Here is a 17,333-nt window from a genome sequence, read left to right on the forward strand (position 1 = left end):
TTCCGTGGGTGCTTTCCCTCGAATAGTGTGATGTACTCTGAGCCATAAACGTTGAAAGTCCGCCATTTTGCTTTTCTGCGTTGGTTGTTCCCGGTGGAAAAGTGCCCACTGAATACAATCCTTCTGAAATAATGCCCTGGTTTGGAAGAATTAGGGTAAATTGAGTGTGATTTTGAGTGGATTGAGCTTGAAGGGGATTATGAATTGCGGCTCTGACAACCCGGTGAGGCATACTTGAGTTATGGATGATCGTCAGGATGCGCAGGATTCGCCTTTAACCCGACAAGATGCGGATGAAACCTTGCAGCCGTCAGATGCGATGAACCGGCAAATCTTTGACGCTAAGCCCAAAAACGTCTCTATAGCAAAGGAGGCGGTATCTGCATTGCCTTGGTCATATAATCTTGGGCATGCCACGCGTCTGCTGGTGAGCACAGTCGCGGGGATTCTTGTGGGGCTCATTGGCATGTTGGTGTATCGGGTCGGCACTCCTGAGAACATACCCTACGGGCTGGTTTTGGCATTGGCGATCGTGGCGCTTTCGGCGTGGAGTGCGCGCTCGCGTAGCGGTGTTGCGGGCCTGGCCCTGCACCTTATCACTTCGTCATTGATGGTTTCGCTGCTTTCGTCTGGTGTCAATGGCAACATTCTGATTCCAGGCTTTACCGTGAAAATGCCGTTTTTCTCTCAGAACGCAGGCTATATCTGGTTGTTTGGCATGATTCTGATCCAATGTGTCGCTGTGTTTCTGCCAGCACGATGGTTTGAATTGGCCGGAGCACAGGCAAAGGCTTCCCATGGTGGCAATGGCAGGGGCCGTAGGGATGGTAAGGGGCCGAGTCGATGAGTTCTCGGACAAAAGACGTGCCTCATAGACTGTTCTTTCTGGGTCCCGAAGGTTCCTTTACTCACCAGGCCGCCATCGAAGCGGCAAAAAGGCTTGGCGGCAGCCCGCAGCCTTGTGACGATGTGCCTGGGATCATGGCGCATGTCGAGGCGGGCGACGGTTGGGGAGTGATGGCTTGGGAGAACAATGTTGAGGGTTATGTGGTGCCCAATCTCGATATGCTCATCGACTCTGCAGACATTGTGGGGATTGCCCGAATTGGCATTGATATTGCGTTCGACGCTTTTGTGAAGCCAGGTTCCTCTGCATCATTGCGCGAAGTGAGTGCCCATCCGCATGGTCTGGCGCAGTGCAAGGGTTTTACTCGCGCTCATGGCCTTGTGACCAAGCCGGCCTCCTCGAATGCAGCGGCCTGCCGAGACATCAGGCCCGGTCAGGTTGCGCTGGGCCCTTCGATCTGTGGCTCGTTGTATGGCTTACAGACGTTGAAGGCTAACGTTCAGGATTATGCCGGTGCACGCACGGATTTCCTGGTGGTGGCTCCTCGCCGAGATGTGCGAGTGCAAAGAGACCGGGCTCATGCTCAAGCCCCGATTGGGTGGCATGGGTCGCCTGGAGTGCATGGGTCGAATCAGCCGAATGCCCTCCACGAGAATGATTCTGGTATGGAAACAGATGGTGCATTGTTTGAAGAAGATATGTCTGCCAATGGCTTCTCCAATGTTGTGCCGTCGGCAGCCATGGCTGAATTCGAGACCATCGTGGCCTTCGTGCCGCTCAGCACTGGCTCGGGCGTGCTGGCGAACCTGCTTGATATGGTGCGTGATGCCGGGCTCAACATGACCAGTTTCATGTCGCGCCCCATCAAAGGGCGTGTGGGCACGTACAGTTTCATTGCCACGCTGGACGCTGCACCGTGGCAGCCTGGCTTCCACACCGTGCTTGAACGGATTGTGGCACGGGGTGACTGGGTCAAGACGCTTGCGGTGTATCCTCGTCAAGAGCGGCCGAATCCACCTGTGAATGCTTGGATGCTGCCGCAGGGCGGTGTGCGTGTTTCGGATGATGCAGATGGGCAGGCTCATGATGAAGAGGCTCAGAGGGAACTGCTGTGGTGAGCGAGGAAAGGGCTGTGGACTCAATGGAGAAAACCAATGAATCCGTCAACGCGGGGTTGCCTGATGGCGAGGCATGGATCGGAACCGTCGGGCAAGGCCAGGACCATATCGTTGCCTGTGATTGTGATGCTGCAGATGGCGCGTTGCCGCGAATCGCAACGGTTGGCATTGTGGGGCTTGGGCTTATAGGCGGATCGCTGGCCAAGCGGCTTGTCTCCAGCGGCATACGTGTTGTGGCCTTCAATCATAGACCTTGCCCGTATGCGGATGCCCGAGCTGCAGGCATCGAATGTGTTGATACGCTTGAAGGCGTGGCGCTCGCTAAGCCACAGGTGCTCATGCTTTGCAACCCTCTCAAGGCCATGCCAAGTGTGTTGCGTGCCTTGAAGCCGGCACTCGATCCTGCAGTCACCACACTCAGTGATGTCGGTAGTGTGAAGGCGCAGGTGCGTTCCCAGGTTCAGGCAGCAGGGCTGCAAGACTGCTATGTTGGTGCCCATCCGATGTGCGGCAACGAAAAGTCAGGCTTCGAGGCTGCGGACCCGACATTGTTTGATGATGCACTGTGGGCGTTGAGCGTTGATGAGAACACCGATTATCAGCATTTCCTTGCAGTGGCGGGACTGGTTACGCAAATGGTTCGTTGTCGCATCATTGTGATTGACGATGCCGTCCACGACCGTGCAGCGGCCATGATCTCGCATGCCCCGCATGTCGTGGCCACGGCGCTCATCAATGGTTTGGTGCGTAGTCCCGATCGTAACATTGCCGCCGCTCTTGCTGCCGGTTCTTGGCGTGACATGACCCGCGTTGCACTCACGGACCCCAACCGCACCCGCGCCATGATCGAGGAGAATGCATCCAACGTCGAGGGACTGCTGCGTGCCCTAGCTGGCAACATCACGGAATTTGCCGATGCCTTGGAATCCGGGGATGAGGGGCGAGTCGCCGACTTCTTTGCTGTTGGCCAGCCGTTCCGTGACTATAGAGCGCGTTCAAGTCGTCAGGCTTGTTCTAAAGCTGATGCCAGGGCATTGGAACATGCCATCGACCCAAAGCATTGGCAAGACGACTACTTGGCGCTGGCGCAAAAAGGTGAGCACATTTTCGATTTTGCGGCGCCTTATCAGGTTCGTACCGTCTGCCGCTCTGCTGTGTGAAATGTCGTGTTAGTTTGCTGTTTGAGAGTGCAACCGAAGTCCAGATGTTGTCAGTTTCTGTTTACCCTCAATGAGCGTTTTTGGCATGTGCCGCTCAGGAATCGGCTTGATAACGACGATGTCGTGCACGTCGATGCTGACACGCTGCACCGGCCTTGAGCCGTTGGCAGCCGCGTCCCGCTCGATTTGCAGTGTCACGCCGTCCCAGGAGATCACATGTCCTATGTAATCACGGAATTCCTGCCGACCTGTAGCCGTGTTCATCCCATCCAAAGTGCGCACCATCAGACGCGCGCCCGTAGGTATCGTTTGTGGCAGTGGCATAGGCATCCTTTTCTAGGTTACTGTAGCGAGACTAACACACTCGTTCATTGTCTTGTGACTGTATATCTTGTGACAGCACCACTGTAGACTAGAACCATATGGTTGACAAGGGCTGAAGGCTCGTTTGCACAACAACGACGGGCTTTACGGGGCATGCGGAAAGTCTTGGGAATGGAGTGTGTGATGGATGCTGAAGGCAGCGTCGATGCGTTCCTCACGTATGAGCGCTCCAATAAAGGGCTGAGCGAGAACACGTTGAAGGCATATTCGCACGATGTGCTGCAGTGTCTGGATTTTCTTGGCTGTCGAGGTGTTGCCGGCCCCAATGAGGTCACTTTGGAAGATCTAAGGGCTTGGATGGCTTATGAAACAGCTTCGCATGCACGCTCGAGCATGGCTCGCAAAACTGTTGCTGTCCGCGGTTTTTTTGCATGGGCCTTCGACCGTGGGTATATTGACGCTGATCCGGCTGCCAATCTTATGACACCGAAAATCCCTGATACATTGCCTCGTGTGCTCAACGAAGAACAAGCGAAACGTTTGATGGACACTGTGGAATCTGAGGTCTTGCAAGGCAACGGTCCAAGTGTGGCTCAATGTGGGCTGCAGGATGGGCACCAGGACGCCGATACTCAGAAAAATGTGGATGACGGTGCTGTAGGTCGGAAAAACCATGCCATTGCCTTGAGGGATGCCGCAATGCTGGAGCTTCTGTATGCCACCGGCATTCGTGTTGCTGAGTTGGTGGGGCTCAACATCAATGACATCGATTTTTCGAATCGCATGCTCACCGTCACAGGCAAGGGAAACAAACAGCGAGTTGTGCCTTTCGGAGCACCTGCCGCACGTGCACTTGAGGCGTGGATTCAGAACGGCCGCCCTCGCATCCTCCAGCCTGCCAAGTCGGTTAAACCTTCGGTGGGCGAGCAGGCTGTTTTTCTAGGCTTGCGAGGCGCTCGTGTCAATCAACGTACAGTGCGCGCTGTGGTCCACAGGAAGGCTGCTGAGGCCTGTGTGCCAGACATCAGCCCGCATGCTCTGCGTCATAGTGCCGCCACTCATCTGCTGGACGGTGGGGCGGACCTGCGCGAGGTGCAGGAGATGCTCGGCCATTCCTCCATACGCACCACCCAGCGTTATACCCATGTCTCCATGGGGCAGCTTAAGGAGCGGTATACTCAGGCGTTTCCGCGGGCTTGAGATTCGTTATAGTCTCGTTGCGGAGACGTGCGCCGTAGCACCTGGTTGGGTGATTCCATAAAAATTGAGGAATTTAACATTGACGTAACATAAAAGAAAACGGTTTGCCCGGTTTTGACATCTTTCAAGGTGCCGTACATCTGCACACTACCGAAGTAGCAAGCTAAAACGCTTGTTTTTCAGCGATTTGAATTTTTTATTGAAATTACGTTCAGGTTTTGGTCACTCGCTTGCAAAAAATAAATATTCGCGTGACAATGAGTGCATCAGCGTTGAGGTTGGCTCTGTGGTTTCGGGTCAACCCCTTCTTTGATTCAACAAGTGTTGTGCAAACAGCAAATGGGAGAATATATGAAGAAGAAGAAAGTAGTAGCACTTGCAGCGGTCGTCTGTTCCGCGGCCATGGCGCTCAGCGCCTGCGGTAGCGGCAGTGGCAGCAACAGCAGCTCAGGCAAAGGCAATGACAATGTCATCACCGTCTATAATGTCGAGCCACAGAATCCTCTGGTTCCAGGCAATACGAACGAGTCCGGCGGTGGCATGGTCATACGTCTGCTCTTCTCGCAGCTGGTCGGCTTCAAGGATGATGGCACGCCCCGGAACGACGAGGCACAGTCCATCACACCGAACGCCGATGGCACGCAATACACCATCAAGATCAAGAGCGGGCTGAAGTTCAGCGATGGCTCGCCGATCACCGCGAAGTCCTACACCCGTGCATGGAGTTATGTGGCCAATGCCAAGAATGCTCAGAAGTGCGCATCCTTCTTCTCATCCATCAAGGGCTATGACGCGTTGCAGGATGCCAAGAGCCTCAAGGGTGACGAGCAGCTCACTGGTCTCAAGGACGTGGATGGCACCACGTTCACGGTCGATCTGGCCAAGCCCGACGCCACGTTCCCGACAAAGGTGGGTTACAGCGGCTTCGCACCACTGCCTGATTCCTTCTATAAGAACCCCAAGGCCTTCGGCGAGAATCCAGTGGGCAATGGCCCGTACAAGCTGCAGAAGTGGGATCACAACAATTCCATCTCCACGGTGAAGAACCCCAACTACAAGGGTCCTGAGCAGGTGAAGAACAACGGTGTGACCTTCAAGATCTATACCAAGGATGATGCTGCCTACGCTGATGTGCAGGCCGGCAACCTCGATGGACTCGACACTGTGCCTTCGGCAGACAGCAAGACCTTCGAGAAGGACTCCAGCGTCCAGCCATACAACAAGCCCGGCGCCGTCATCCAGCAATTTACCATCCCGGCCAACCTCGCCCACTTCAAGTCCGGCACCGAAGAGGGCACGTTGCGTCGCCAGGCCATCTCGATGGCCATCGATCGCAAGAGCCTCATCAACAAGGTGCTCAACGGCATTGGCGCGTTGCCTCATGACTTCACCTCTCCGCTGACGCCCGGCTACGTGGACAACCTCAAGGGCAGCGAGAACCTCGAATACAACCCGAGCAAGGCCAAGGAACTCTGGGCCAAGGCAAACGCCATCTCCAAGGACACCGACACGCTCTACATCGGCTACAACGCCGATTCGGGCGGCAAGTCCATGTTCGACGCCATCGTGAATTCCATCAACAACACGCTTGGTGCCAACGTGGCGACTTCCGACCCGGTGCCTACATTCCAGGAGTTCCGCAACGACATCTCCGATCGCAAGATGAAGGGTGCCTTCCGCTCCGGCTGGATGCCTGACTATCCGTCCGCCGAGAACTATCTCTATCAGAACTTCTCCTCGGCTGCTGCTGATGGTCAAGGTTCGAACGATGGTGACTACAAGAATCCAACGTTCGACAAGCTGATGGATGAGGCTTACGCGGCCAAGTCCAATGACGCTGCCAACAAGATTTACAGCAAGAGCCAGGAGATCCTTCTGAACGATCTGCCTGTCATTCCGCTCTATTACAAGAACAACGACGGTGTGGCCGCCAAGGGCGTCAAGGGCTTTGCCATCGATTGGCAGTCTTACCCGACCATGTCTCAGATGTCTAAGTGATGTAGGTCCAGTACACTATGCCGATGATTCGGTGTAGCTATTGATAAAAGGTGCAACGTGGGTTCCACGTTGCACCTTTTATCATTGTGTGCAAAAACAAGAAAAAGGTGTTCATTACGTGGCCGTGGCAAGGCATCAAAAGTCTTCTTATGTTTTTATGAAATAGCAGGTTTCGGCAATATGCCAGGCACATGTTCTCAGCCATTATTCGTTGGACGCTGAACAATCTTTGAAATCTGCAGAGCAAAGGAGGACGTTTATGAGGAGAAGAACTCTCGCTGCTGCGGCTGCTGTATGCAGTCTGGCTATGGCGCTTGCTGGATGTGGATCTGGGTCGTCGGGCTCCAAAGGAGCGTCAGATGGTGGCAAGGACATCATTACGGCCTTTGGTTTGGAACCCGAGAATCCGTTGGTTGCCGGTAATACCAATGAATCTGGAGGCGGTAGGGCCATTGTTCTGCTGTACACCGGTCTGGTCTCGTTTGATGCAAAAGGCAATCCGCGCAACGATGACGCCCAATCGATTACTTCTGATGCCGCTGGCACCACTTATACAGTCAAGTTGCGTAAGAACCTGAAATTCAGTGACGGCTCGCCCATTAAGGCTCAATCCTTCACCCGTGCGTGGAGTTATGTGGCGAATGCTGCCAATGCGCAGAAGAACGCGTCGTTCTTCTCATCAATCAAGGGCTACGATGATTTGCAGAAGAAGGGGCTCAAAGGCGACGAGCAGTTTGAGGGCCTGAAGGTGGTGGATGATTCCACATTCACGGTGACCCTGAGCAAGCCGGATGCCACGTTCCCCATCAAGGTCGGTTACTTTGCCTTTGCCCCACTGCCTGACTCCTTCTACAAGGACCCCAAGGCTTTCGGACAGCACCCTGTGACCAACGGGCCTTACAAACTCAAGAAATGGGACCACAACAACAGCATCGAAACGGTTAAAGATCCTAACTATACCGGTCCGAACAAGGCCAAGAACGACGGCGTCACGCTGAAGATCTATACGAAGGACGAGGCCGCATATTCGGATGTTCAGGCCGGCAATCTCGACGTGATGGACTCCGTGCCCTCAGCAGACACCAAGACCTTCCGCACCGATTCGTCCTTGCAAGCGTTCAACCAGCCTGGTTCACGCATTCAGATGTTCACCATCCCATCGGATCTTTCTCATTATAAGGTTGGCACTCAGGAGGGCACGATGCGTCGTCAGGCCATCTCGCTAGCGATCGATCGCAATGCACTGGTCAGTAAGGTGATGAACGGTGTGGGCAAACCCGCCGACGACTTCACCTCGCCGTTGACACCTGGTTACACCAAGGGGCTCAAGGGCAGTGAGAACCTCAAGTACAATCCGTCCAAGGCCAAGGAGCTTTGGGCCAAGGCAGATGCCATCTCCAAGGATACGGATGTGCTGACCATCTCCTACAATGCCGACAACGGCATCAAGGCGCTCTACGATGCCATAGCCAATTCCATCAACAACACCCTTGGCGCGGGCGTGGCCAAAGTGAATGCCGTGCCAACTTTCGCCGAGTTCCGCACCTCCATCTCCGACCATCAGCTCAAAGGCGCCTTCCGTTCCGGTTGGCAGCCTGATTATCCGTCTCCTGAAAATTACCTTTACCAAAATTATGATTCCGCAGCCGCGAATGGCAATGGGGCAAATGACGGAGGCTACAACAACCCTGAGTTCGACAAGCTGATGGATGAGGCGTATCAGGCCAAGTCGAGTGCCGATGCGAATGCCATCTATGCGAAGTCGCAGGAGCTGCTGTTCAGGGATATGCCTGCCTACCCACTGTTCTATGCCAACAATGCCGGTGTGGCTGCCAAGGGTGTCAAGGGCTTCGCCATCAACTGGCAGACCTTCCCGACATACACGCAGATCACCAAATAATAATAAGCGCAATAACGGGTGATGCCTGTATTCGAGTCAATATACATGAATATAGGCACCACCGACTAATCTGCAAAAATTGAAGTCAAACCCAAGAGTTCACAATGTAAAATAAATATGTCGTCAATGGACCGATGTCCATTTTTTGACATGGAAAGTTCGATTTGGTCTGTAGGTGGGATACACTTACAATACAGTAAAGCTGATTGATTTGTTTTATTTTTTCAGCGAGAAATCATAAGGAGAATTCGATGGGTAAATATCTTCTGCGTCGTGTCTTGCAGATGATTCCTGTGGTTCTCGGCACAACGCTGCTCGTGTATGCGCTTGTATTTGCGTTACCTGGTGATCCGGTCAAGGCAATGTTTGGAGACAAGCCCATCAATGATGCCGTTGCTGCCCAGATTCGTGCGGAGTACAACCTTGACAAGCCGTTCTTCATCCAGTATCTGCTGTTTCTCAAGAATGCGTTGACGCTGAACTTCGGCAATACCTTTGCCGGTCAGCCGGTGATTTCGGAAATTGGCCGCGCGTTCCCGGTCACCATCAAGCTGGCTGTGATGGCGTTCTGCTTTGAAGCCATATTCGGTGTTATCTTCGGCATCATCGCAGGCCTTAAAAAGGGCAAATGGTATGATTCCGTCATTCTCATCGTCTCTTTGCTGCTGATTTCCGTGCCTACTTTCGTCACAGGCTTCGTCATGCAGTACTTCCTTGGAGTCAAATGGCGTATTTTACCCGTGACCGCAGGCAGTAATCCAGGGTTCTTGGATTTGTTGATGCCTGCCATGGTGCTGGGTTCGGTCTCCATGGCATATATCATTCGGCTGTCTCGCTCCGAGATCTCTTCGAACATCACTGAGGACTATGTTCGTACGGCTCGCGCAAAGGGCATGAGTAACAGGTCGGTCATCATGCGTCATGTGCTGCGCAACTCCCTCATTCCTGTGGTCACTTACTTGGGCCAGGACTTAGGCGCGTTGATGGGGGGTGCCATGATCTCCGAGACCATCTTCAACATCCATGGCGTTGGATTCCTTACGTATCAAAGCATTCTGAAGGGTGAGAGCAACCTGGTGGTGTCCATTGTCACACTGCTGACCTTGATTTTCGTAGTTTGCAATCTGCTGGTCGATATGCTCTACATGCTGCTTGATCCACGAATTCGGTACGCCTGAGGGGGAGAGAAATTAATGACTGCAAATACTTCTACGGCTTCTCACACTCTATCTGCAACGCTTCCCGGCCAGGAACGGTACGTTGCACCTGTCGATAAAACACCATTGCAGGATGTGGACTCGATTGATGAATCAGCTCCGGCAACAAGTATGTGGGCCGATGCGTGGCGCACATTACGCCGGAATCCTCTCTTCATCGTTTCGGGCTTGCTGATCATCTTCATCATCTTTGTGGCTATCTTCCCGCAGGTCTTCACCCGGCAGAACCCCAACTATTGCACCCTGCAGAATTCGCTTGAGCCCAGCAGCAAAGGGCATCCCTTCGGCTTTGACACGCAAGGATGCGATGTATTCACGCGTACCATCTACGGCACTCGCACATCCGTCTCCGTGGGCATACTTACCACCATCTTAGTCATGGTTCTTGGCACTCTTATTGGTGCCATCGCTGGATTCTTCGGCGGTTGGATCGATGCCGTGCTGAGTCGTGGAACCGATATCTTCATGGCCATCCCATTGCTGCTTGGCGCCATAGTGGTGCTGCAGATGTTTCGTACGTCCGGATCCATATGGAAGATTGTGCTGGTGCTGACGCTCTTCGGCTGGACGTCGACGGCTCGTATAGCTCGTGGCTCGGTCCTGGAGACGAAGAACTTGGAATTCAACACTGCCGCCACTGCCTTGGGGTCTACCCCCATGCGCAATTTGATGCGGCATATCATGCCGAATTCTTTGGCGTCGATCATCGTCATCACCACCACATCGCTGGGCACCTACATCGTCTCGGAGGCCACACTGAGCTTCCTCGGTGTCGGCCTGCCGAGCACCACCGTGAGCTGGGGTGGAGACATCTCCAATGCGCAGACGATGCTTCGAACGAATCCGTCGGTGCTGTTCTATCCGTCCGCTGCCTTGGCAATTACTTCGCTTGCCTTCATCATGATGGGCGATGCAGTCAAGGATGCTCTTGATCCCAAGAGCCGGACATCCTGAGAGAGGAACCTTTAATGAGTAGCGGGAAAAACAATCAGGATCAACTTGTTGCCATGCAGCGTGAGCAGGGTCCGATCCTTGAGGTAAATGATCTGAAGGTGGACTTTACCACTGGCGAGCATCACGTGGTGCATGCGGTGCGTGATGCCTCATTCAGCGTTTATCCGGGGCAATGGGTGGCAATCGTGGGTGAGTCCGGTTCGGGCAAGTCTACTTCGGCCATGAGTGTCCTCGGCCTTCTGCCTGGCACTGGCAAGGTTACAGGTGGTTCCATCAAGCTTGAAGGCGAGGAAATCTCTGGATATACCCGTAAGCAGTACGAACAGATTCTTGGTGACAAGATGGGTCTGGTACCTCAGGATCCGATGAGTAATCTCAATCCCGTATGGCGTATAGGCACACAGGTGAAAGAGGCTCTGAAGGCCAACCATATGGACGTTTCGCGTGAGAAGCGTTCCAATCTAGCCAAGGCACTGGCAGCAGACGAAGATGTAAGCATCAAAAACAACGATGATGAGATTTTCATCGGGTCTAAGCAACTTCCGGAATTGTTGGAGGCGGCGCAGAAGGCCCTTAGCCAACGTGGCGTCACCGGTGAGAAGGCTCAGGAAGCTATGAATCGCTTCAAAAAGTCTTGGGTTCCTGGCTCAGAGACTCGCTGGCGCGTGGCTGATGACTTGATTAAGGCTGGCGTGGGTGACGACGAGGCTTGGTCGATCGCCAAGCAGTATGTCACTGGCAGCAGCATGGACGACCGAGTCGCAGGTTTGCTTGATGAGGCCGGACTGCCGGATGCAGCCACTCGTGCCCGTCAGTTCCCGCATGAGTTCTCTGGTGGCATGTTGCAGCGTGCCTTGATTGCCATCGGTTTGGCATGCCGACCTGATTTGCTTATTGCAGACGAACCGACCTCTGCACTTGATGTAACAGTCCAAAAGCGTATCCTTGACCATCTTCAGGGCTTAACCAATGAATTGGGAACCGCTGTGTTGTTCATTACCCATGATCTTGGACTCGCCGCGGAGCGTGCCCAGCACATTGTGGTGATGTACAAAGGTCAGGTTGTTGAATCGGGTCCATCGCTGGAAGTGCTTCAACACCCGCAACATCCGTACACCAAGCGTCTAGTGGCTGCGGCACCTTCCCTTGCTTCTCAGCGCATCGTATCCGCCAAGGAACATGGAGAAGATGCGTCGTTGCTGATGGAGCACCACGCCAAAAGCGAGAGCACGCTAGAGCACAGTGACCATATCATCACCGTCAGCCACCTCACGAAAGAGTTCAAACTGCCACGCAGGCGTGAGATGTTCAAGGCTGTCGACGATGTGTCGTTCTCCATCAAACGAGGTACGACACTGGCTATCGTAGGCGAGTCGGGTTCCGGCAAGTCCACAGTTGCTAACATGGTGTTGAAGCTCTTGGAACCGACAAGCGGTACTGTGACGTATGAAAACCGGGACATCAGCGATTTCAAAGGCCAGTCGTTGCTGGATTTCCGGCGCCATGTTCAGCCTGTGTTCCAGAATCCTTATGGTTCGCTGGACCCTATGTACTCCATCTATAGGTCCATTGAAGAGCCTCTGCGCATTCACAAGATAGGTGACAAGAAAAGTCGTCGGCAGCGTGTCAGCGAGCTTCTTGACCTGGTCAAGATGCCTCAGTCTGTCATGCAGCGTTACCCCAATGAGCTCTCTGGTGGTCAGCGCCAGCGTATCGCCATCGCGAGGGCTATGGCCTTGAACCCGGATGTGATCATATGTGATGAGGCGGTCTCTGCCCTCGATGTATTGGTTCAGGATCAGGTGTTGCAGCTGCTTAACGACCTTCAGGCTGAGCGGGGGCTGAGCTATCTGTTCATCACTCACGATCTGGCCGTGGTGCGACAGGTCGCCGATGAAGTGGTCGTCATGCAGAAGGGCCGTTTGGTGGAGCATGCTACCACTGACGATGTCTTCGATCATCCTCAGCAACAATATACTCGTGACCTGCTTGATGCGATTCCTGGTGGGAAGCTTCAGCTCGGTCTGGACTGATAGGAATGCCGTCAAGTTCGACGTTGTTGTCTTGCTGTGTGGCGCACCTGACTGGATGGGTGCGCCGCACAGCGCATCTTAGACAGCCAGGCGTGCACCGTTGGCAAGACTCAAGCCCGAACAAAGCATGGCGTAAAATGGTCCTAACTGCTAGTCTGGTCGTATGAGCATTACTGTCACGACTTCGAATCTCAACGGGATACGTGCTGCCAAGCGCAAAGGTCTTTTGGATTGGGCAGCTGAAAAGACTCCTGACATCTGGTGTATGCAGGAAGTTCGCGCCCCCCAGGAAGAGATTGACCCTATTTTTCTTCAAATCGGCGAATGCTATGAGAGTTCAGGCAAACTCACACAGGCGCAGGACCTGGAGAAAACCGATGAGGTCTGCCGTATCAAAGGACGGGCCGGTGTTGGTTTGGTCTCTGCGTTATCTGTGGAAGGCAGACGTTACGGGCTCCTTGACTTGGGTGATGATGTGGACTCCGGTCGGTGGATTGAGAACGATATCACAGCGCCGAATGGCACGAAACTGACGGTGGCGAGTGTCTACGTGCATGCAGGCAACACAGATGACCCCAACAAAATGGCGCAGAAGTACCGATTCCTCGATGAGATGCTGGTGCGCATGGCCCAGCTGAACGAAGAGGCGGCGAGTGAGGGCGGGCGTCAGACATTGCTGTGCGGCGACATGAACATTGCCCATACCCCACTTGACATCAAGAACGCCAAGGCCAATGAAACGCATTCGGGCTTCCTGCCACAGGAACGTGCATATGTGGACCGATGGCTGGCAGAAGGCAAGGATGGCTTGGGGTATGTGGATGTGCTACGAACATTGGCAGGAGATGTGCAAGGGCCTTACACCTGGTGGAGTCAGCGTGGCCGAGCTTTTGACAACAACGTTGGTTGGAGAATAGATTATCAGCTTGCGACACCTGAGTTGGCGTCGAAGGCAACCGGTTTTGAAATCGATCGTGCGCCAAGTTACGACACACGTTGGTCGGATCATGCCCCGCTGAGTGTGGTCTACGACATCTGAGATGGTGTCGGGTTTTTCGATTGCTGCACATGTTGAGATTGTGCGTCCATGAACGATGCAGATTGAGCTCTGTCAAATAGCCTCTCAGTGCTAAGCTTGGCTGAGCAAAAGTCGTTTTTGTGACGATTGGTTTTACGGTGACAAGACACTGTGACGAAACGAGGGACAATGGGATTGTTTGGCTTCGGTAAGAACAAGCATCGTGATTCGACGGTGGTTGACGATGATGAAACCGATGAGGACGTCAGGGACAACGTCGAAGAGCCGACTGGTGATGCCAACAGAAATGACGATGATACCGACGTTGCCAATGATGTCGAAGATGACGAAGATGACGACGACGAGCCCTTGTATCCAGAGGAACCCACCGAAGAATATGAAGGCCGCGGTGAAGAATGGGGCCCTTGGGACATCAGTGAGGAGAATGCGCCTGACTATAGTGAGTATCTCGATCTGGGCGCCTACTATCTTCCATTCCTACAAGGTATAGAGCTACGTATCAAGGCCAATCGTGCCAGTCAGGAAGTACTCGGCTGCACCATCACCTACGGTGCTTCGAGTCTTGAGATTGAGGCGTTGGCCGCACCGAAGACGATTGGGCTATGGGACGAGGTGCGTGCCGACTTATTGGACTCCAACAAGAAGGCCACTGAGAATCCCGGCATCTTCGGCACAGAGGTGTCGCTTCCCGTAACGATCAAGGGGGGCAAGAAATTCATCACACGTATCGTTGGTGTCGACGGTCCGCGTTGGATGCTGCGTGGCATCTTCTCCGGTCCGTCTGCCAGCAAGCCCAATAGCCCAGAGACCAAGGCGTTGAATCAGTTCTTTGCCGACATTGTGGTGGATCGAGGCCAGGAGCCCCTTGCTCCGCGCGATCTTGTGCCAATGCACGCCCCTGTCACCCCTGGAGAGCGTCGTAAGGCCGAAGAAGATGCTGAAACGAATGGCAACGAGATTCCAAAGCGCATCGACGGACCGTTCACGCATGGTCAGGAGGTCAACGTGCAAACTACAATCTCGCGCGGCCCCATGTTCTCCGAGGTCCGTTAGTTTTATGAATAATGTACCCAGTATGGCGTGTTTAATGATCTGACGCGTGCATATTGGCCGGAAAATGTAGAGAATTCGTCTGGAACGTGCCCACTTCCGTTAAGATGACGCATAGGTGGGTACATGACGGTCGAAATACGAGCTGTGTCGGAGGTTGGTGTCATGACAGACGATTCGGATACTACCCCGAAATCTGGTGATGCTTCAACGCCGAAGACTGGTTCGTCCAACGGGCGGCGTACCGGTATTGCTGCGCTCGCAGATGCAGGCAATGGTGCTGATTTCTCCGTTATCGATGCCATAGGCGGCCCGCGTGGCGTGGTGGAGTCTATGTTGCCGGGCTTTGTATTTGTGGTGCTCTTTGTGGTCACGAGTGACCTTAAGCTCACTGTCATTGTATCGGCAGTGTTTGCGTTGCTTCAGGTTGTGGTGAGGCTGTTGCAACGTCAGTCCGTGCTGGGTGCCTTAAGCGGTCTCATCGCCGTGGCCATCTGCCTGGTTTGGGCTTGGAAAAGCAACGAAGCACGGAATTACTACTCATTCGGCTTCATCACCAACATCATCTATGCCGCGCTGCTGCTGATTTCGCTCGGCTTGCGTGTGCCTGGAGTGGGCCTGCTGGTTGAGTTCATCAGGTCATTACCCACGTCCCGGCTGCGTGACTGGCTTGCCGATTGGCGAGGAGACAAGAAGCTATATACCGCCTATCGTAATGTGACTTGGCTCTGGGTGGCGTTGTTCCTCTTGCGTTTGACGGTGCAGGTGCCGCTGTATTACACGAACCATGTCACTGCCTTGGGTACGGCCCGGCTGCTCATGGGCATTCCGTTCTGGGCCCTTGCCATTTGGATTTCCTACCTTGCCATTGCCACACCGTTGTGCCACCATCCCAAGTTTGTTTCAGACATTGATGAGGACGGTAGCGATTGCGGTACGGATTCAGGCGTTGATGGCGGTGCCGAGGCCTATTCCAACATGGCCGGCGGCGAAGGTGACGACAAATGTGTGGCAAAAGCTGACGGTGGCGTTCGCTAAACTGGAAGCCATTGTTGCAATGCCGGTTATGCCGGTGAGAAAGGCATGGCTGTTTGAAGGCCGAGTGAAGATGAACCAGGTGAGCGTTGCGTTGCGGTGGCCTTCGGCATCGCAGATATGTGACGACGTGTCAGGCACAGTATGAATGGGAGCGGTATGCAGGCGGAAGTGACGATTGAGCGGTATGCGGATCAGGGGCGTTGCGTGGCCCATATCGATGGGCGCGTGGTGTTCGTGCGGTTCGCATTGCCAGGCGAGCGTGTGATGGTTGAGCTGGACGAACCACATGAACGTGAAGATAGATTTTGGACCGGGGAGGTCATAGAGGTTCTTGAGGCCAGCGAAGACCGTGTGCAACCGGCTTGGCCGCTTGCCGGCCCGTTGAGCGTAGGCGGCGGGGTCGGTGGCGCCGATTTGGTGCATGTTTCGCTGCCCGGTCAGATACGTTGGAAATCTGCGGTCATCACCGATCAGATGCACCGTATGGGTCATCTCGACATTCCTGAGGTAAAGGTGGTTCGTCTCAATGAGGATGAAGAGGAGCAAGGCCTGCACTGGCGCACTCGCATTGAGCTAGTGGCCGATGAGAACGGTCATGTTTCGATGCGTCGTCGCGGCTCGCACAAACGAGTTCGACTGACCACCATGCCCCTTGCCTCACGTGCCCTCTTGGCGGTCGCCGCGGAACATAACCTCTGGGACTTCCAATACGAGCCGGGCACACAGATTCGTGTGGCTGTTCCTGAGCCTCGTGATGTGCACACGTCAAGGCTCACTGCCAAGGCGTTGGTCGATGAGGTGGGTGGCAATTATGCCATTGAGGTCGATGGGCATGTGCGCAGCGGTGAGAAACGGCTCAAGGAAGCCGTGGATGTGGATGGTAAACGCTATCCATTCACGGTCGATGCTTCCGGTTTTTGGCAGGTGCACCGTTCGGCGCCGGCCACGCTGGTCAAATACGTGCTGCGTGAGGTCAGCGAGGCGCTTTCCGGCGTACAATCCGCCACCATTTGGGACTTGTTTTGTGGCTCGGGTCTGTTCACATTGTCGTTGGCACAGACGTTCTCGCATGCCAATGTCTTCGGCATTGAGGGAAGCCATACTGCAGTGCGCAGTGCGGAGCGCAATCTGCATGTGGCCAAGGCCGACAATGCACAGGTGGTACAGGGTGATGTGGCACATGCTTTACGTAACGTGCCTTCTCGAGTATCCAAACCAGACGTGGTATTGCTTGACCCTCCTCGTGCCGGCGCCAAGTCGGCAGTCTGCCATCAGATTGCGGATGCCGGTGCCCATACGATTGTCTATGTTGCTTGTGACCCCACGAGTCTTGCTCGAGACACTGCCACGTTGGTCTCGTTAGGTTACTTGCTTAAGGATGTCCAGGCGTTCGACATCTATCCCATGACGCATCACGTGGAAACGGTGGCTACGTTTGTGAAGAACCCGAGGTAG

The 17,333-nt window shown here is 54.2% G+C and carries 14 protein-coding genes; 13 read left to right on the top strand and 1 reads right to left on the bottom strand.

Annotation, left to right across the window (positions count from 1 at the left end; translation table 11 throughout):
* Positions 1-241: 241 nt before the first annotated feature.
* The 3 genes from ACSYSS_RS02230 to ACSYSS_RS02240 are packed head-to-tail and all read left to right on the top strand — an operon-like array spanning position 242 to position 3,125.
* Complete coding sequence (locus ACSYSS_RS02230; RefSeq protein WP_491703873.1) at positions 242-847, top strand: hypothetical protein; 606 nt, start codon at positions 242-244, stop codon at positions 845-847.
* Positions 844-1,965 carry a prephenate dehydratase domain-containing protein gene (locus ACSYSS_RS02235; RefSeq protein ID WP_491703874.1) on the top strand — a complete coding sequence of 374 codons (1,122 nt, stop codon included), beginning with the start codon at positions 844-846 and terminating at the stop codon, positions 1,963-1,965. Before ACSYSS_RS02230 ends, ACSYSS_RS02235 begins: the two co-directional genes overlap by 4 nt.
* Positions 1,962-3,125 (top strand): prephenate dehydrogenase, encoded by a 1,164-nt coding sequence (locus ACSYSS_RS02240; protein ID WP_491703875.1) that lies wholly within the window; start codon positions 1,962-1,964, stop codon positions 3,123-3,125. Before ACSYSS_RS02235 ends, ACSYSS_RS02240 begins: the two co-directional genes overlap by 4 nt.
* 9 nt (positions 3,126-3,134) lie before the next feature.
* Here the strand turns inward: ACSYSS_RS02240 and ACSYSS_RS02245 are convergent, their stop codons facing one another.
* Entirely contained in the window at positions 3,135-3,449 is a 315-nt protein-coding gene (locus ACSYSS_RS02245) for a DUF6725 family protein (protein WP_491703876.1), read from the bottom strand.
* 183 nt (positions 3,450-3,632) lie between these two features.
* Between ACSYSS_RS02245 and ACSYSS_RS02250 the strand changes: the two genes are divergently transcribed.
* From ACSYSS_RS02250 to ACSYSS_RS02295, 10 genes are all read left to right on the top strand, one after another.
* The gene (locus ACSYSS_RS02250) at positions 3,633-4,649 is read left to right on the top strand and encodes a tyrosine recombinase XerC (RefSeq protein WP_491703877.1); all 1,017 of its coding nucleotides are present in this window, start codon (positions 3,633-3,635) and stop codon (positions 4,647-4,649) included.
* 351 nt (positions 4,650-5,000) lie between these two features.
* The gene (locus ACSYSS_RS02255; RefSeq protein WP_491703878.1) at positions 5,001-6,647 is read left to right on the top strand and encodes a peptide ABC transporter substrate-binding protein; all 1,647 of its coding nucleotides are present in this window, start codon (positions 5,001-5,003) and stop codon (positions 6,645-6,647) included.
* Positions 6,648-6,906: 259 nt separating this feature from the next.
* On the top strand, positions 6,907-8,547 hold the full coding sequence (locus ACSYSS_RS02260) for a peptide ABC transporter substrate-binding protein (protein ID WP_491703879.1): 1,641 nt from the start codon (positions 6,907-6,909) through the stop codon (positions 8,545-8,547).
* 251 nt (positions 8,548-8,798) lie between these two features.
* Positions 8,799-9,725 (top strand): ABC transporter permease, encoded by a 927-nt coding sequence (locus ACSYSS_RS02265; protein WP_491703880.1) that lies wholly within the window; start codon positions 8,799-8,801, stop codon positions 9,723-9,725.
* A 15-nt stretch (positions 9,726-9,740) separates the two neighbouring features.
* Positions 9,741-10,718, top strand: a complete 978-nt coding sequence (locus ACSYSS_RS02270; RefSeq protein ID WP_491703881.1) for an ABC transporter permease — start codon at positions 9,741-9,743, stop codon at positions 10,716-10,718.
* Positions 10,719-10,732: 14 nt separating this feature from the next.
* Positions 10,733-12,751 carry a dipeptide ABC transporter ATP-binding protein gene (locus tag ACSYSS_RS02275; protein ID WP_491703882.1) on the top strand — a complete coding sequence of 673 codons (2,019 nt, stop codon included), beginning with the start codon at positions 10,733-10,735 and terminating at the stop codon, positions 12,749-12,751.
* Positions 12,752-12,914: 163 nt separating this feature from the next.
* Positions 12,915-13,790: an exodeoxyribonuclease III gene (locus ACSYSS_RS02280; protein ID WP_491703883.1), complete on the top strand. Its 876-nt coding sequence runs from the start codon at positions 12,915-12,917 to the stop codon at positions 13,788-13,790.
* A 168-nt stretch (positions 13,791-13,958) separates the two neighbouring features.
* Entirely contained in the window at positions 13,959-14,843 is an 885-nt protein-coding gene (locus tag ACSYSS_RS02285) for a DUF3710 domain-containing protein (protein WP_491703884.1), read from the top strand.
* 162 nt (positions 14,844-15,005) lie between these two features.
* Positions 15,006-15,878 (top strand): DUF3159 domain-containing protein, encoded by an 873-nt coding sequence (locus ACSYSS_RS02290; protein ID WP_491703885.1) that lies wholly within the window; start codon positions 15,006-15,008, stop codon positions 15,876-15,878.
* 156 nt (positions 15,879-16,034) lie between these two features.
* Positions 16,035-17,333 carry a class I SAM-dependent RNA methyltransferase gene (locus tag ACSYSS_RS02295; RefSeq protein WP_491704181.1) on the top strand — a complete coding sequence of 433 codons (1,299 nt, stop codon included), beginning with the start codon at positions 16,035-16,037 and terminating at the stop codon, positions 17,331-17,333.

The sequence above is a fragment of the Bifidobacterium sp. ESL1118 genome (assembly GCF_058505595.1).

Excerpts from the sequence above, each read along its gene's own strand:
- ACSYSS_RS02230 (WP_491703873.1), top strand. The coding sequence starts at position 242 with ATGGATGATCGTCAGGATGCGCAGGATTCGCCTTTAACCCGACAAGAT.
- ACSYSS_RS02235 (WP_491703874.1), top strand. The coding sequence starts at position 844 with ATGAGTTCTCGGACAAAAGACGTGCCTCATAGACTGTTCTTTCTGGGT.
- ACSYSS_RS02245 (WP_491703876.1), bottom strand. The coding sequence starts at position 3,449 with ATGCCACTGCCACAAACGATACCTACGGGCGCGCGTCTGATGGTGCGC.
- ACSYSS_RS02250 (WP_491703877.1), top strand. The coding sequence starts at position 3,633 with ATGGATGCTGAAGGCAGCGTCGATGCGTTCCTCACGTATGAGCGCTCC.
- ACSYSS_RS02255 (WP_491703878.1), top strand. The coding sequence starts at position 5,001 with ATGAAGAAGAAGAAAGTAGTAGCACTTGCAGCGGTCGTCTGTTCCGCG.
- ACSYSS_RS02260 (WP_491703879.1), top strand. The coding sequence starts at position 6,907 with ATGAGGAGAAGAACTCTCGCTGCTGCGGCTGCTGTATGCAGTCTGGCT.
- ACSYSS_RS02265 (WP_491703880.1), top strand. The coding sequence starts at position 8,799 with ATGGGTAAATATCTTCTGCGTCGTGTCTTGCAGATGATTCCTGTGGTT.
- ACSYSS_RS02270 (WP_491703881.1), top strand. The coding sequence starts at position 9,741 with ATGACTGCAAATACTTCTACGGCTTCTCACACTCTATCTGCAACGCTT.
- ACSYSS_RS02275 (WP_491703882.1), top strand. The coding sequence starts at position 10,733 with ATGAGTAGCGGGAAAAACAATCAGGATCAACTTGTTGCCATGCAGCGT.
- ACSYSS_RS02280 (WP_491703883.1), top strand. The coding sequence starts at position 12,915 with ATGAGCATTACTGTCACGACTTCGAATCTCAACGGGATACGTGCTGCC.
- ACSYSS_RS02285 (WP_491703884.1), top strand. The coding sequence starts at position 13,959 with ATGGGATTGTTTGGCTTCGGTAAGAACAAGCATCGTGATTCGACGGTG.
- ACSYSS_RS02290 (WP_491703885.1), top strand. The coding sequence starts at position 15,006 with ATGACAGACGATTCGGATACTACCCCGAAATCTGGTGATGCTTCAACG.
- ACSYSS_RS02295 (WP_491704181.1), top strand. The coding sequence starts at position 16,035 with ATGCAGGCGGAAGTGACGATTGAGCGGTATGCGGATCAGGGGCGTTGC.